We start from the raw sequence: 15,255 nt of genomic DNA, 5'->3' as shown, positions 1-15,255 counted from the left end.
AGGGCGGCATGATCACTCATATTCGGATCGACGGCTTCAAGTCGTTCCTGGATTTCGAGCTGGACGTGCCGCCCCTTCTTGCCTTGGTGGGCCCCAACTCAAGCGGAAAGTCGAACTTCTTCGACGCGCTGGCTTTTCTACGGGGATTGAATCTGGGAAAAGCGCTGACCGAGTCGTCCCGGGGTCGTTCGCCAGAACTTTTCCACCATGTCAGCAAGGGATCGCCGGTAGAGAACTTCCAGGTCGCGGCGGAGTCGTTGACCCACGTCGACGCCGACCTGCTGGCCGTGACCTACATCGGCGGGCCCAGGTCGAAGAACGTCACGTTCGGCGACGGCAGGTTCAACGCTGTCGCGCGCGCAGGCGAGGCATTCCTCACCTTGGACGAGGGCCTTCGGCACATTGATCATCTACCCGCGGACGCTCGGCGGATCGCCGATCTCGCTGCCGAATCCGCTGAGCGGATTCTGGGCGCGACCAAGATCGACTGGGATTTGATAAGCGCGCTCGTGAACCGGCCGCGCGAGACCTGGCGCCTCTATCAACCCGATCCCGGCCGAATGCGGGCGGCGGCAGACGGGGCCGACCTGGGTGCGGTCGACTCCGACGGCAGGAACCTGGCGGCCGTTCTGGGGCGACTCCACTCGACGAGCGCTTTCGACGATCTGGTCAACGACTTTCTGGCGTTGACCCCTGACGTGGTCGGAATCGAGCCCTATCTGGATGAGCGGCGGGGAGAATGGCTTTTCGATGTCCTCGTCGACGGCGAGGGAAGGGTGTCCAGCAGGCTTCTCTCTGACGGGACGCTCCGCATACTCGGACTGCTCGCCGCGCTCCACGATCCCGATCATCCTGGTGTGATCTTGATCGAGGAGATCGAGAACGGTCTCCACCCCAGCCGTCTCGCTGAGTTGTTGCGCCGGATCGAGCGTAAGGTCACCGATTTCAACAGCCCCGGCTGGGCGAATCAGCCGCTTCGGCAGGTCATCATGACCACCCACTCGCCGGTGGTCGTCTCGGAGCTCTACCGGCTGCGCCGTGAATCGTTGATCTTCCTGAACACGGCTGTGCGCGTCGACCCTGAGAACGACCGCGTCTCCCGGGTCACGGTTGCCAAGCCCGTCCGTGACGAGGGCGAGCCGGGCACCTTCGTCTCGCCGCGTCAGGTCCGGGCCTTCTTGAGCACCGTCGGAACGGTCTGATGGCTCGCCCGCTGGTGCCCGGTCTGGTCGCGGAGGGCCGCGAGGACGAAGATTTCCTCGGCGCGGTCATCTACCGCCAGCTTCGCGAACTCACGCTGGAATCGGCCACCAGCGTGGTCGACGTCGAACCGACCCAGATCGGCTCGTGCCGCACCATCCGCGATCACACCAGCGTCGCCGAAGCTCTGGCCGAACTATCCGGCGACTGCCACGTGTTGTTCGTACACAACGACTTGAAGGAACGGCACAAGGCCGAGCAGGTCATCGGCGCCTGCCGGTTACGGGCACCGGTGATCGGCCTGGTCCCCGTCAAGGAGACGGAAGCCTGGATGCTGGCCGATCGCCGGGCGTGGGCCGACGTGCGAGGGGCGAATCTCGATGTCCTTCCGGCGCGGCCGAGAGACGTCGAGGGCGTCGGCGACCCGAAGAAGGTGCTCGACGACGTCATCCCCCGCAAGGGCGACGCCGCAGACTACGCAAAACGAATCGGACAGACCATCGATCTCGACACGCTGGCCCAGGTTCCCGCCTACAAGGACTGGGTCACGCGGACGAACACTGTGTTGAAGGGACTCGGTTACCTATGAGCACTCCTACGCTCATGCCGTACGACGAGGCGTTGGAGAGGTTCGAGCCGGTGCTCGGCCTGGAGACCCACGTCGAACTCGGCACCAACTCGAAGATGTTCTGCGGCTGCCCGACCACCTTCGGCGCCCCGCCGAACACCCACGTCTGCCCGACCTGCCTGGCCTTCCCCGGTGCGCTCCCGGTCGCCAATGCGGCCGCGATCGAGTCGACGATCCGCATCGGCCTGGCTCTCAACTGCTCGATCGCCGAGTGGTGCAGGTTCGCCCGGAAGAACTACTTCTATCCGGACATGCCGAAGAACTACCAGATCAGCCAGTACGACGAGCCGCTCTGCTTCGACGGCTACCTCGACATCACCGTCGAGGGCAAGACGGTCCGGATCGAGATCGAGCGGGTCCACCTCGAAGAGGACACCGGCAAGTCGACCCACGTCGGTGGGGCGACCGGCCGGATCCAGGGGGCCGACCACTCGATCGTCGACTACAACCGGGCGGGCATCCCGCTGGTCGAGATCGTCACCAAGCCGATCGAGGGCACCGACCGGCTCGCGCCCGAGGTCGCCCGCGCCTACGCCACCGAGCTGCGCGAGGTCATGCGCTCCCTCGGGGTCTCCGACGTGCGCATGGACCAGGGGTCGATGCGCTGCGACGTAAACGTCTCGCTGATGCCGCGCGGGTCGAGCGAGTGGGGCACCCGGACCGAGACCAAGAACGTCAACTCCTTCCGGAGCGTCGAGCGGTCGGTCCGCGGCGAGATCGAGCGGCAGGCCGCGATCCTGGCCGAGGGCGGCCGGATCATCCAGGAGACCCGCCACTTCCACGAGGACACCGGGCTGACCACCTCGGGCCGCTCCAAGGAGGAGGCGCAGGACTACCGCTACTTCCCCGAGCCCGACCTGGTCCCGATCGCGCCCGACACCGCATGGGTGGCGCAGCTGAAGGCCGAGCTGCCCGAGCTGCCGTCGGTGCGGCGCGCGCGGCTGCAGGCCGAGTGGGGCGTCAGCGACCTCGACATGGCCGCGATGCACAACGCCGACGCGTTCGGGCTGGTCGAGGCGACCGTCGAGGCGGGCGCCCCGGCGGCCGACGCGCGCAAGTGGTGGATGGGCGAGCTGGCCCGCCGCGCCAACGAGAACGGCGTCGCGCTGGCCGAGCTGCCGATCACCCCGGCGCAGATCGCGCGGGTGACCGAGCTGGTGAAGTCGGGCGCGCTGAACGACAAGCTGGCCCGCCAGGTGCTCGAAGGCGTGCTCGCGGGCGAGGGTTCGCCCGACGAGGTCGTCGAGGCCCGCGGCCTGAAGATCGTCAACGACGAGGGCGAGCTGTCGGCCATCATCGACCAGGTGATCGCCGACAACGCCGACGCCGCCGACAAGATCCGCAACGGCAAGATCGCCGCCGTCGGCGCGCTCGTGGGCGGGGTCATGAAGGCCAGCCGGGGCAAGGCCGACGCCGGCCGCGCCCGCGCCCTCATCCTCGAGAAGCTCGGCGTCAGCGAATAGTTCGAAATGCCCGGGCCCGTTCAGGGTCCGGGCATTTTCTTCCGTTACGGCTCCGCCCACCCCGGCCCCGCCCGCCGCCCCCGCGTCCCGCCGCGCTTGGCGCCCGCCCCCGCTCCCGCGTCCCGCCGCAACGGGCGTTTGACACACGTTCCAACCGCCGCCATGTGACATAGCGCCGGAATTAGCCACCACAAATCCCTGATCTGTTTCATCCGCACCGCGTCCAGCGGCGAATGTGTCATGACAGATCCCTGACAGTTCCGGCCGGCCGTCACCTGGCTCTGTTATAAGAAGTCCGACGTCTCGCCCCAGAACCACGTTCCACCGTCGCTTGACATGACTCCTGACAGGGTGAACCTCATGTTTTCGCGACATATCCAGAAGAGGGTGCTTTAGGGTTAACTGAAGGGAGTTTCCCCTGAGCCGGAGGAGAGCAAGGCGTGCGGAACGCCGAAGCGTCCATCGACCCGCCTACGGATCCGTTCGGGACGGACTCTGAGGCGGTCTCCGCACGTAAACACCCGGTTCGCGCGGGCGGCACGCTGCCCCCGGGCGTGACGTCCGACATCTTCGGCAGCGCCCCCCTCGTGAAGTCGCCGCCCCCCGAGACGTCGTTACCGCCCCCGGCCAAGGTCGAGGTCTGGCCCGTCGCCGCGCCGCGCAAGGTCACCATCGCGCCGCTGCCCGCCGAGGTCGAGGACCTGCCCGAGGAAGACGGGCCCGGGTTCCGCTGGGTGCGGTCGGCCCTGCTCGTCGTGGGCGGGCTGCTGGTCTTCCTCTACGCCGTGCCCGCCTTCCTGATGGCCGGCAACGTCTACCCGGGCACGACCGTGCTCGGCGTCGACGTGGGCGGCATGAACGCCCAGGAAGCGAGCAACCGGCTGAAGACCGGGCTGGTCAGCGCGGCGACCAACGCCATCGTCGTACGCCACGGCACCACGAGCGAGCGCATCAGCCCCGAGCGCAGCGGGTTGTCGATCGACATCCCGGCCACCGTGCGGGCCCTGCCCATCGGCTTCCCCAGCCCGGTCGACATCTGGCGGTCGATGACCGGCGGGCGCGAGGTCGTCCCGGTCGTCCGGGTCGACAGCGGGCGGCTCGGCGAGGTGGTCTCGACGCAGGTGGCGCGGGCCATGGAGCAGGCGATGGTCGAGGGCGACGTCACCTTCGACGGCCTGCGGCCCGAGCCGGTCTACCCCAAGAAGGGCACCGCGCTCGACGTGCCGCGCGTCGTCGAGGCGGTGCGCGACGCCTACCTGAAGCCCGACATCATCGTCGACGTGAAGCCCGTCGAGGCCGATCCCCGCGCCACCCGCGAGGGCGTGAACCGGGCGGTGGCCTGGGCGCGCAGGGCGGTCGCGGCGCCGGTCACGCTGACGTACGGCGGCACCTCGATGGAGCTCGCGCCGGTCGACATCGCGGCGGCGCTGAGCTTCGTGCCCGGCGACACCGGCGGGCTGGAGGCCCGCTTCGACGCGGCCGTGGCGACGCGGGGCATGCGGTTCGTGCCCGCCGGCGAGTCGCCCCGCGACGCGACCTTCGTCATCGACGACGGACGGCCGGAACTGGTGCCGGGGAAGCCGGGCATCGGGATCGACACCTCCAAGCTGGGCGCCCAGATCATCGCCGTCCTCGGCCGCCAGGGCGAGCGTACGGTGACCGTGCCGATGACCCTGCTCAAGCCCGGCCTCGACGACAAGGAAGCCGCGGCGATCGGCATCGAACAGCAGCTGACCAGGGTCGACATGCGGTACAGCTGCTGCCAGCCCCGGGTGACCAACATCAAGGAGACCGCGCGGCGCGTCAACGGCCTGATCATCCGCCCCGGCGAGACGTTCTCGCTCAACCAGGCGACCGGGCTCCGCGAGGGCCGCCCCGGATACGCCGGGCCCGCCGAGGAGGTCGACATCCGCGGCGAACAGGGCCGCGACGTGCCCGGGGTCTCGGTCGCCGGGACCGTCCTCTACAACGCGGCCCTCCTCAGCGGCCTGGAGATCGTCGAGGCGGTGGCGCACCAGTCGTTCCTGCCGCCCTATCCCGCCGGGCTCGAGGTGGCCGTCTCCTACCCGGGACCCGACCTGGTCTGGCGCAACAACACCGACTACGGGGTGCTCATCCAGGCGTCCGCCTCCGACACCGAGATGGTGGTGTCGTTGTGGGGGACCAAGACCTTCGACGTCAAGATCACTCAGAGCGAGCGCACCCGGTTCACCTCCATGTTGCCGACCCAGGGCCCCGCGGCCGGCTGCGTGCCCGTGGCGGGCAGCGCCGGGTTCACGATCGTGACGACCCGTGAGCGGGTGCGTCTCGACGGCACCGTGGAGCCCCCCGAGGACTGGAAGACGGTCTACAAGCCGCGCGCCGAGACCGTCTGCCCCGAAGCCGACTAACGCCTGTCAACGACCCGGGATGACCAGGATGCGGTCGTCGCCGTTCTTCGGGTCGCCGCGTCCGTCGCGGTTGCTGGTGCCCACCCACAACGAGCCGTCGGGCGCCGTCGCGACCGACCGCAGGCGGCCGAACTCGCCCTCGTAGAGGGCCTCGGGGCGGCCCGCCGCGCCGTCGGGGGTCACCGGGACCTTCCACAACCGCTCGCCGCGCAGCGCCGCCGCCCACACCGCGTGGTCGGCGTAGGCCAGGCCCGACGGGGACGCCTCGTCGGTCGACCACGTCACCAGCGGGTTGACGAACCGGTCGTCGGCGGCGACGCCCTCGACCTCGGGCCAGCCGTAGTTGCCGCCCGCGCGGATCAGGTTGAGCTCGTCGAAGGTGTTCTGGCCGAACTCGGTGGCGTACATGTTGCCGCTCTCGTCCCAGGCCAGGCCCTGGACGTTGCGGTGGCCCATGCTCCAGACCAGGGTGCCGAACGGGTTCTCCGGGGCCGGTTCGCCGTCGACCGTCATGCGGAGGATCTTCCCGGCCAGCGAGTCGCGGTCCTGCGACAGGCCCCGGTCGCCGACCTCGCCGGTGGAGGCGTACAGGTAGCCGTCGGGGCCGAAGGCCAGCCGGCCGCCGTTGTGGATGCCGGCCTTGGGGATGCCGGTCACGATCGGCTCGGGGGCCGACAGGGCGCCGTCGAAGCGGTAGCGGACGATGCGGTTGTCCTGGGCCGAGGTGAAGTAGACGAAGATCTGCTTGTCGCGCTCGAACTCGGGGGAGACCGCGATGCCCATGAGGCCGCCCTCGCCCGCCGCGCTCACCCCGGCCACGGTGCCGATCTCGGTCTTGCGGCCGGAAGCGGCCACCTGGACGATCTGACCCGAGTCGCGCTCGGTCACCAGGGCCTCGCCGGTGGGCAGGAACGCGATGGCCCAGGGCACCTCCAGCCCCTCGACCAGCGTGCGCGGCCCGTCGGCGGGGGCGGGGCTCTCCGCCGCCGGTCCCGTCGCCGTCGCCGTCGCGGCCAGCGGGGTCGGCGTCACGCCCGTGCCCACTCCGGTCTCCGGCGTGCAGGCGGCGGTGCAGCCCACCGTCAGTGCCGCCGCCAGCGTGAGCAGCCCGGTCCGGCCTACGCCCATCAGTTACACCCTTCCATACCGGTCATTAGGGTTGTCCCCTGTGAAGATCTGGGTGGCCCCGCAGGCCGAGTCCGCTGTCCCGACCGACCTGGCCGACGTCGAATACGCGCTCTTCGACGGACGCGACCATCCCGAGCCGCCCGGGGCCGGGGACGTCGAGGTGTGGGTCCCCCCGCTCATCCCGGTGCCGGACATCTCGGAGTTGCTGTCGCGGATGACACGTTTGCGCCTCATCCAGACGGTTACCGCCGGGGTCGAACCCTACCTGCCCCACGTCCCCGATGGGGTGTCGCTCTGCAACGCCAGGGGCGTCCACGACGCCGGAACCGCCGAGTGGGCGGTCGGCGCGATGATCGCCTCGCTGCGCGAGTTCCCGGCCTTCGTGCGCGCCCAGGAACAGGGCCGGTGGGCCTACCAGCACACGGGCGTCCTGGCCGACTCCACGGTCCTCATCCTCGGGTACGGCTCCATCGGCGCCGCCCTCGAACGGCGGCTGGCCGGGTTCGAGGTCGACGTGATCAGGGTGGCCAGGAGCGCCCGCGACGGCGTCCACGCCGAATCGGAACTGCCCGGCCTGCTGCCCCGGGCCGACGTCGTGGTGCTGCTGGTCCCGGCCACCGCCGCCACCAAGGGCATGGTCGACGCCGCGTTCCTGGCCCGGATGAAGGACGGCGCGCTGCTGGTCAACGCGGCCCGCGGACCCGTCGTCGACACCGGCGCGCTGCTGGCCGAGCTCGAATCGGGCCGGCTGCGGGCGGCGCTCGACGTCACCGACCCCGAGCCGCTGCCCGAAGGCCATCCGCTCTGGAAGGCGCCCCACCTGCTCATCACCCCTCACGTCGCGGGCAGCACTCCCGCCTCGACCAGGCGCGCACTCGTCTATGTCGAGGCACAGCTGCGAAGGCTGCACGACGGCCGTCCGCTGACCAATATCATCAGCGGGGGCTACTGAATCTGGTTCCGGACCGTAGCGAGGACGTGACCTCGGGTCCGTACCGTGAATTCCTGTTTATCAGATCGGTGACGACTGGGCCGATGTCTCCATCAGCGGCGGCACCGGCGCGCAAACTGACGATGTGACCGGAAGTAAAGGGCGACGAGCGTGAACGGCACGCGTGACCCCAGGGTCTCGCTCATCGCCGCTGCCGGGCTCGGCGCGGCGGTCATCGCCGCTGCCCTGATAGCGGGCGGATCGGCCTCCGCGGTGACGGCGGTGGCGGGCCTGGTTACGGGCCTGCTCGCGGCGGTCTCCCTGGTGGTGGCCTCGGGCCGGATCCTTTCGGGCGACCGCGGCGCCGGCGACGGCGCGAGCGACCGCCGCGAGGCCGTGGGCTGGCGCTGGCTGGCCGGCGGCGCGCTCACCTGGCTGGCCGGGACCGGCGTGCGGCCGGTGGCCGAGGGCACCGCCTTCGTGCTCACCTTCGCCGACCTCATGCTGCTCGTCGGCGCGCTGCTGATGATGATCGGCTGCTGGCTGACCTCGTTGCCGCCGCCGCAGAGCCGCGGCCTGTTCCGCCAGATCGGCGACGGTTACCTGTCGGCCGCCTCCCTCTTCGCGATCACCTGGGCGCTGCTGCTCGCGCCGATGTTCGCCGAGGCCGAGGAGACCGGCGCCTTCTACACGACCCTCGCGCTGCCGCTGCTGTGCCTGCTGGCGACCTGCGCGGCGGCCCCGTTCGTGGCGGTCTCGCGGGCGGCCAACCGCTCGGTCGGGCTGGCCGGGCTCGGGGTGCTGTTCGCGGTCACGGTGGCCGAACTGGCCACGGCCGTCTCCCGCCTCAACGGCGTCGACCCGGCCGTCCCGGCCGGGCTGGTCGCCCCCCTGGGATTCGTCGCCCTCGCGATCGCTCCGTGGATCGAGGAGGCCGGACGCCGCCGGGTGCCCTCGGATCAGCGCAACGCCGCCACGCCTCCCGTGGTGGTCACCGTCGCCCCCTACGCGCTCGTGCTCGCGGCCGTGGTCGTCGTGGCCGTGAAGGCCGTCGGGTCGACCGGCGACGTGCTGATGCCGGTCGTCACCGTGTCGGCGGTGGCCGTGCTGCTGGCCCGGCTGCTGATCGTGATGTTGTCGGCCGACGGCATGCGGCGGCAGATGGTCGTGAGCGAGCGGCAGCTGCGGCAACTGGCCGAGAACACCGGCGACGTCGTGCTGATGGTCGACCTCGAGGGGGTCGTACAGGAGATCAGCGACGGGGTCGAGACCACCTACGGCTACGCGCCCGCGAGCCTGCTCGGCCAGCCGATCGTCGACTACGTCCACCCCGAGGACGTGCCCGTCATCCAGGCGCTGCTGCGCCAGCTCGCCGAAGACGACGGCAACATCGAGCGCTACGGCACCTGCCGGCTGGCCTGCCGGGTCCGCGCCGCCGACGGCACCTGGCGGCCCACCGAGTCGGTGGCGACCCGCGACGTCCGCCGCGAAGACCTGATCCTGGTGACCACCCGCGACGTCTCCGACCAGGTGGCGCTGCGCAACCAGGTCACCCACCTGACCTTCCACGACGGCGTGACCGGCCTGCCCAACCGGGCCTACTTCGAGGAGCGCACCCGCGAGGTGCTCGCCCGCTCGGCCGGCACCGCCGTGATCTTCCTCGACCTCGACGGCTTCACCGGCGTCAACGACTCCGTCGGCCACGCGAGCGGCGACTACCTGCTCGGCCAGGCCGCCCGGCGGCTGCGCCAGGCCCTGCGGGCCGACGACACGCTCGCCCGCTGGGGCGGCGACGAGTTCGCCGTCCTGCTGGAGGCCGGAGCCGACGCCCAGATGGTCGTCGACCTGGCCGAACGCCTGGTCAGGGCGGTCTCCCAGGAGCCGTTCCGGGTCGCCGACCGCGACATCGCGCTGACCGCCTCGGTCGGGGTGGCCTTCACCGAAGACGACACCTCGGCCGCCGACCTGCTGCGCAACGCCGACGTCGCGATGGCGCGGGCCAAGGGCCTGGGCGGCCGCCGCGTCGAGGTCTTCGCCGCCCACATGCACGCCGAGGCCGTACGCCGCCTCGAAACCGCCGCCGACCTCCAGCGCGCCCTGCTCGACCAGCAGTTCGCGATCGAATACCAGCCCGTGGTCGACCTGGCCACCTCCCGCGTCACCGCCGTCGAGGCGCTGGTGCGCTGGTGCCGGGGGAGCGGCGTCTTCACCCCGCCCGAGCAGTTCCTCGGCACGGCCGAGGACACCGGCCTGATCGTGCCGCTGAGCGAGTGGATACTCCGCGAGGCGTGCCGCGAGGTCGCCGAATGGCGCGCCGCCAACTGGGACATCGGCCTGTCGGTCAACCTGTCGAAGCGCCAGATCACGGCGGCCGGCTTCGTCGAGACGGTCTCGGAGGCCCTGTCGGAGAGCGGCTTGCCGCCGAGCGCCCTCACCCTCGAAGTGATCGAGGAGATGCTCGTCGAAGACGCCGAAGACACCATCGGCAAGCTCTCCGACCTCCGCGCGCTCGGCGTGCGGCTGGCGATCGACGACTTCGGCACCGGCTACGCCTCCCTGGCCCTGCTCCGCCAGCTCCCGGTCGACATCATCAAGATCGACCCCTCCTTCGTCAGCGGCCTCGGCCGCGACGAGACCCTCAGCCTGCTGACCCGCACGATCGTCCGGCTGGGCCACGACCTCGGCCTGATCGTGGTCGCCGAGGGCATCGAACGCCCCGAGCAGCTCGACCTGCTGCGCGAGATGGGCTGCAGCCGCGGGCAGGGCTACCTGGTGGGCCGCCCGATGGCGGCGCAGGGCGTCAGCTCCCTGATCCGAACCAGCCTGACGGCCTCGGCGTAGTGCGCTCCTGGCAGGTGGAGCTCCGGAAACGGGCCCTGCTCACCCTCGCCGACTACGGAGAGGGCGAGAGGCTGCGCGGGTTCAAGATGGAGCGGTGGAACCTGCCTCTCCGGACGATGGGCGACGTCGATCCCCGGGCCCGAGACGCGGCCAACCGCTTCAACGGCGCGTTCTTCGGGGTCGAGAACAATGGGATGTGGAAGTCCAACCCCAGGGGCGCCGCCCACCACGTCTTCACCTGCGACCACGGCTCTCTCCGGCGCATCATGTCCGCCGCCGCCCTCGTCGCCACCCACTGCGACGGTGTGTCCGGACCCGACGGCGAGTACGCCTTCCGCACCGTCGAGGCGCCCGAGCTGCTGGAGGAGATCCACGCATTCGAGGTCCGCGCGCCCGGCTGCTCGGTCGACGACCCCGACATGGTGGTCGAGTACGTCGTGATGGCGTACCGGAACATGGCCGTCCTCTATCGGGGCCACACGACGCCGGATGCGCCGACGTGGCCGGAGACCTTTCGCTTCGCGGAGTTGGCCGCCGACCGCCTGAAGCGGGCCCATGCCCGGCGGCACCTGATTCGGATGTCTCATTTGTTGAGACGTCCGTCCCACAGGATTTGACGACTGCCCGTTTCATCGGACAAGGTGGGTCCATGCATCGCGGTGGGATCCTCCTCGTAGTACTTCGCAGGCGCGCCTGACGAAGTCCGAAGTCCTGCGCGCGCCGCCCCAGTCCCGCTCTCTGCGGATGGGGCATTTTTTATGCCGGAACACGCCCAGCTCAGCCTCAAGGAACGAGCCGATGACCGAACAGATGACAGGTGCTCAGGCCCTCGTGCGGGCCCTGGAGCAGGTCGGGGTCGACACCGTGTTCGGGATCCCCGGCGGTGCGATCCTCCCCGCCTACGATCCCCTCTACGACTCCAAGAAGGTCCGGCACGTGCTCGTGCGTCACGAGCAGGGCGCCGGGCACGCCGCCGAGGGCTACGCCCAGGCCACCGGCAAGGTCGGCGTCTGCATGGCCACGAGCGGGCCGGGCGCGACCAACCTGGTGACCCCGATCGCCGACGCCTACATGGACTCGGTGCCGATCGTGGCGATCACCGGCCAGGTCGCCTCGAAGGCCATCGGCACCGACGCCTTCCAGGAAGCCGACATCTCCGGCATCACCATGCCGATCACGAAGCACAACTTCCTCGTCACCGATGCGGCCGACATCCCCCGGACCATCGTCGAGGCGTTCCACATCGCGGCGAGCGGCCGTCCCGGTCCCGTGCTCGTCGACATCTCCAAGGACGCGCTCCAGGCGACGACCACGTTCTCCTGGCCCGTCCAGATGCAGCTTCCGGGCTACCGCCCGGTCACCCGCCCGCATTCCAAGCAGATCAGGGAGGCGGCCCGGCTCATCACCGAGGCCAAACGCCCTGTCCTGTACGTCGGCGGCGGCGTCCACAAGGCCCGCGCGTCGGACGAACTGTTCGAACTGGCCGAGCTGACCGGCATCCCGGTCATCACGACCCTGATGGCCCGGGGCACCTTCCCCGACAGCCACAAGCAGCACCTCGGCATGCCCGGCATGCACGGCACGGTCGCGGCGGTCGGCGCGCTCCAGCGCAGCGACCTGATGATCGTGCTGGGCGCCCGCTTCGACGACCGCGTCACCGGCCGGCTCGACACCTTCGCGCCGGGCGCCAAGGTCGTCCACGCCGACATCGACCCGGCCGAGATCTCCAAGAACCGCCACGCCGACGTGCCGATCGTGGGCGACTGCAAGGAGGTCATCGCCGACCTGGTCGCGGCGATCAAGGCGAGCGCGGTCAAGGGCGACTACGCCGAGTGGTGGCGTCACCTGGAGGCCTACCGCGAGACCTACGCCCTCGGTTACGAGACCTACGAAGACGGCTCGCTGGCGCCGCAGTACATCATGGAGCGCATCAGCGAGCTGGTCGGCCCCGAGGCGATCTACGTCGCGGGCGTCGGCCAGCACCAGATGTGGGCCTCGCAGTTCATCGGCTACGAGAACCCGGGGTCGTTCATCAACTCCGGCGGCGCGGGCACGATGGGCTTCGCGGTCCCGGCCGCGATGGGCGCCAAGATGGGCCGTCCCGAGAAGGAAGTGTGGGCCATCGACGGCGACGGCTGCTTCCAGATGACCAACCAGGAGCTCGCGACCTGCGCACTCGAAGGTGTGCCGGTCAAGATCGCGGTCATCAACAACGGCAACCTCGGCATGGTGCGCCAGTGGCAGACGCTCTTCTACGAGGAGCGCTACAGCAACACCGACCTTCAGGCGTCCCGCCGCATCCCCGACTTCGTCAAGCTGGCCGAGGCCTACGGCTGCGTCGGCCTGCGCTGCGAGCGCCCGGAAGACGTCGACGACACCATCCGCAAGGCGATGGAGATCACCGACATGCCCGTCGTGATCGACTTCGTGGTGCACCAGGACGCCATGGTCTGGCCGATGGTCGCCGCCGGCACCAGCAACGACGACATCAAGTACGCCCGTGACATGGCGCCGAAGTGGGAGCACGAGGACTGATGAGCAGGCACACCCTGTCCGTTCTGGTCGAGAACAAGCCTGGCGTGCTCGCCCGGGTCTCGGCCCTGTTCAGCCGCCGCGGATTCAACATCGACTCGCTCGCGGTCGGTCCGACGGAACACGCCGACGTCTCCCGCATGACGATCGTCGTCAACGTCGAGGACCTGCCGCTCGAGCAGGTCACCAAGCAGCTCAACAAGCTGGTGAACGTCCTCAAGATCGTCGAGCTGGACACGAACCAGTCCGTGCAGCGCGAACTCATGCTGATCAAGGTGCGGGCCGACGCCGACTCGCGCAGCCACGTCCTGGAACTGGTCAACCTGTTCCGGGCGCGCTGCGTCGACGTCGCCCCCGACGCGGTCACCATCGAGGTCACCGGTACGGTCGACAAGCTGGAGGCGTTCGTGCGCGTCCTTGAGCCGTTCGGCATCAAGGAACTCGTGCAGTCGGGCATGGTGGCCATCGGCCGCGGTGCCCGGTCGATCACCGACCGCTCGCTCCGGGCCCTGGACCGGACCGCTTAAGAAACCCCGAAAGGTTTATCGAAGTGACTGAGATCTACTACGACAACGACGCCGACCTGTCGATCATCCAGGGCCGCCACGTCGCCGTCCTGGGTTACGGCAGCCAGGGGCACGCGCACGCCCTGAGCCTGCGCGACTCCGGCGTCGACGTCCGCGTCGGACTCCCCGAGGGCTCCAAGAGCCGGGAGAAGGTCGAGGCCGACGGCCTGCGGGTGCTCAACCCGTCCGAAGCGGTCGAAGAGGCCGACCTCACCATGATCCTCGCGCCCGACCACATCCAGCGCCACCTCTACGCCGAGCACGTGGCCCCGAACCTGGTCGAGGGCGACGCCCTCTTCTTCGGCCACGGCCTCAACATCCGCTACGGCCTCATCGAGGCCCCCGCGGGCGTCGACGTCGCCATGGTCGCGCCGAAGGGGCCGGGCCACCTGGTCCGCCGCCAGTACGCCGCCGGTCGCGGCGTGCCCTGCCTCGTCGCCGTCGAGAAGGACGCCACGGGCAACGCCTGGCAGCTCGCGCTGTCGTACGCGAAGGGCATCGGCGGCACCCGCGCCGGCGCGCTCAAGACCACCTTCACCGAGGAGACCGAGACCGACCTGTTCGGCGAGCAGGCCGTGCTCTGCGGCGGCGTGTCCGAGCTCATCAAGGCGGGCTTCGAGACCCTGATCGAGGCCGGCTACCAGCCCGAGGTCGCCTACTTCGAGTGCCTCCACGAGATGAAGCTGATCGTCGACCTCATGTACGAGGGCGGCATCCACAAGATGTACTGGTCGGTCTCCGACACCGCCGAGTACGGCGGCTACTCCCGCGGCCCGCGCCTCATCAACGACGAGACCAAGAAGGAGATGCGCCGCATCCTCGACGAGGTCCAGTCGGGTGAGTTCGCGCGTGAGCTGGTGGCCGAGTTCGACGGCGGCCAGAAGCGCTTCCAGCAGTACCGCGACGAACTGGCCGAGCACCCGATCGAGAAGACCGGCGCCAAGCTCCGCCCGATGATGAGCTGGCTCCAGAACGCTGGTTAATGGCGCCTGCTCCGCAGGCGCGGTTCGGCCGCTCTTAGTCGGTGTCTTCCCTCGTCACTCCGGTTCGCTTCGCTCTCCTGCGTTCCTCAGTCCAGACACCGCCGCGGCCGAACGTGCCATACGACCAGCCCGGCCCCTTTCACCGAAGGGGCCGGGTTCGTCATTTCACGTGGCCGGCCTCACGGCCAGGTCCAGCCGGTCGGGACCGGTTCTCTCAGCACGTGGACGACCAGTCGCCGGAGGGTGGCCGGGTCGGTTCCGAGACGGGCGAGCAGCTCCGGGTCCTCCTCTGCCAGCGCCAGCAGCAGGTGTTCGGTGCCGATGTACCGGTGGCCGAGGAGGTGGGCCTGACGCCGCGCCTGCTCCAGGACTGTGGTGGGCCCGCTCGTGGGCGTGGTGATCAGGTCGTGGGGGCTGACCCCGAGCCTGCGCAGGCACAGGATCGCGACCCCTTCGCCGTTCTCCAGCAGGGCGGCCAGGACGTCAGGGGCGTGCCGATCGGCCAATGCGAGCACTCTGGCCGCGTTGGCGGTGAGCAGGCGCTCGACGGGCTCTCGCATGACTCCGCGCCGGAACCTGGGACTCCTCCTGCG

General features: G+C 69.8%; 12 protein-coding genes. 10 read left to right on the top strand and 2 right to left on the bottom strand.

Annotated features, from left to right (window positions below; translation table 11 throughout):
- Positions 1 to 8 precede the first annotated feature (8 nt).
- From AW274_RS22525 to AW274_RS22510, 4 genes are all read left to right on the top strand, one after another.
- A complete protein-coding gene (locus AW274_RS22525) occupies positions 9 to 1,202 on the top strand; it encodes an AAA family ATPase (protein ID WP_062435927.1) in 1,194 nt (397 codons plus the stop codon).
- Positions 1,202 to 1,789 (top strand): DUF4276 family protein, encoded by a 588-nt coding sequence (locus AW274_RS22520; RefSeq protein WP_062435925.1) that lies wholly within the window; start codon positions 1,202 to 1,204, stop codon positions 1,787 to 1,789. The genes AW274_RS22525 and AW274_RS22520 overlap by 1 nt, the downstream gene beginning before the upstream one ends.
- Positions 1,786 to 3,291: an Asp-tRNA(Asn)/Glu-tRNA(Gln) amidotransferase subunit GatB gene (gene gatB, locus AW274_RS22515; protein ID WP_062435923.1), complete on the top strand. Its 1,506-nt coding sequence runs from the start codon at positions 1,786 to 1,788 to the stop codon at positions 3,289 to 3,291. The genes AW274_RS22520 and gatB overlap by 4 nt, the downstream gene beginning before the upstream one ends.
- A 554-nt stretch (positions 3,292 to 3,845) precedes the next feature.
- Complete coding sequence (locus tag AW274_RS22510; protein ID WP_062435921.1) at positions 3,846 to 5,681, top strand: VanW family protein; 1,836 nt, start codon at positions 3,846 to 3,848, stop codon at positions 5,679 to 5,681.
- Positions 5,682 to 5,687: 6 nt separating this feature from the next.
- Here AW274_RS22510 and AW274_RS22505 read toward each other — a convergent pair whose 3' ends face one another.
- Entirely contained in the window at positions 5,688 to 6,809 is a 1,122-nt protein-coding gene (locus tag AW274_RS22505; protein ID WP_062435919.1) for a PQQ-dependent sugar dehydrogenase, read from the bottom strand.
- A 40-nt stretch (positions 6,810 to 6,849) separates the two neighbouring features.
- On the opposite strand from AW274_RS22505, the gene AW274_RS22500 reads away from it, so the two are divergent.
- From AW274_RS22500 to ilvC, 6 genes are all read left to right on the top strand, one after another.
- On the top strand, positions 6,850 to 7,761 hold the full coding sequence (locus AW274_RS22500) for a 2-hydroxyacid dehydrogenase (RefSeq protein ID WP_062435917.1): 912 nt from the start codon (positions 6,850 to 6,852) through the stop codon (positions 7,759 to 7,761).
- 150 nt (positions 7,762 to 7,911) lie between these two features.
- Complete coding sequence (locus tag AW274_RS42110) at positions 7,912 to 10,581, top strand: putative bifunctional diguanylate cyclase/phosphodiesterase (RefSeq protein ID WP_439648782.1); 2,670 nt, start codon at positions 7,912 to 7,914, stop codon at positions 10,579 to 10,581.
- Positions 10,581 to 11,198 carry a hypothetical protein gene (locus AW274_RS22490; RefSeq protein ID WP_062435915.1) on the top strand — a complete coding sequence of 206 codons (618 nt, stop codon included), beginning with the start codon at positions 10,581 to 10,583 and terminating at the stop codon, positions 11,196 to 11,198. The genes AW274_RS42110 and AW274_RS22490 overlap by 1 nt, the downstream gene beginning before the upstream one ends.
- Positions 11,199 to 11,325: 127 nt before the next feature.
- Positions 11,326 to 13,116, top strand: coding sequence for an acetolactate synthase large subunit (locus AW274_RS22485; protein WP_083974643.1), 1,791 nt, complete (start codon positions 11,326 to 11,328; stop codon positions 13,114 to 13,116).
- Positions 13,116 to 13,640 carry an acetolactate synthase small subunit gene (ilvN, locus tag AW274_RS22480; protein WP_062435911.1) on the top strand — a complete coding sequence of 175 codons (525 nt, stop codon included), beginning with the start codon at positions 13,116 to 13,118 and terminating at the stop codon, positions 13,638 to 13,640. The genes AW274_RS22485 and ilvN overlap by 1 nt, the downstream gene beginning before the upstream one ends.
- Before the next feature lie 32 nt (positions 13,641 to 13,672).
- A complete protein-coding gene (ilvC, locus tag AW274_RS22475; RefSeq protein WP_062436210.1) occupies positions 13,673 to 14,662 on the top strand; it encodes a ketol-acid reductoisomerase in 990 nt (329 codons plus the stop codon).
- A 179-nt stretch (positions 14,663 to 14,841) separates the two neighbouring features.
- On the opposite strand, the gene AW274_RS22470 is transcribed toward ilvC, so the two are convergent.
- On the bottom strand, positions 14,842 to 15,222 hold the full coding sequence (locus tag AW274_RS22470; RefSeq protein WP_062435909.1) for a Clp protease N-terminal domain-containing protein: 381 nt from the start codon (positions 15,220 to 15,222) through the stop codon (positions 14,842 to 14,844).
- Positions 15,223 to 15,255: the final 33 nt, after the last annotated feature.

The organism is Herbidospora daliensis (assembly GCF_001570585.1).
GTDB lineage: Bacteria > Actinomycetota > Actinomycetes > Streptosporangiales > Streptosporangiaceae > Herbidospora > Herbidospora daliensis.
This window is presented reverse-complemented; position numbering and strand designations above follow the sequence as displayed.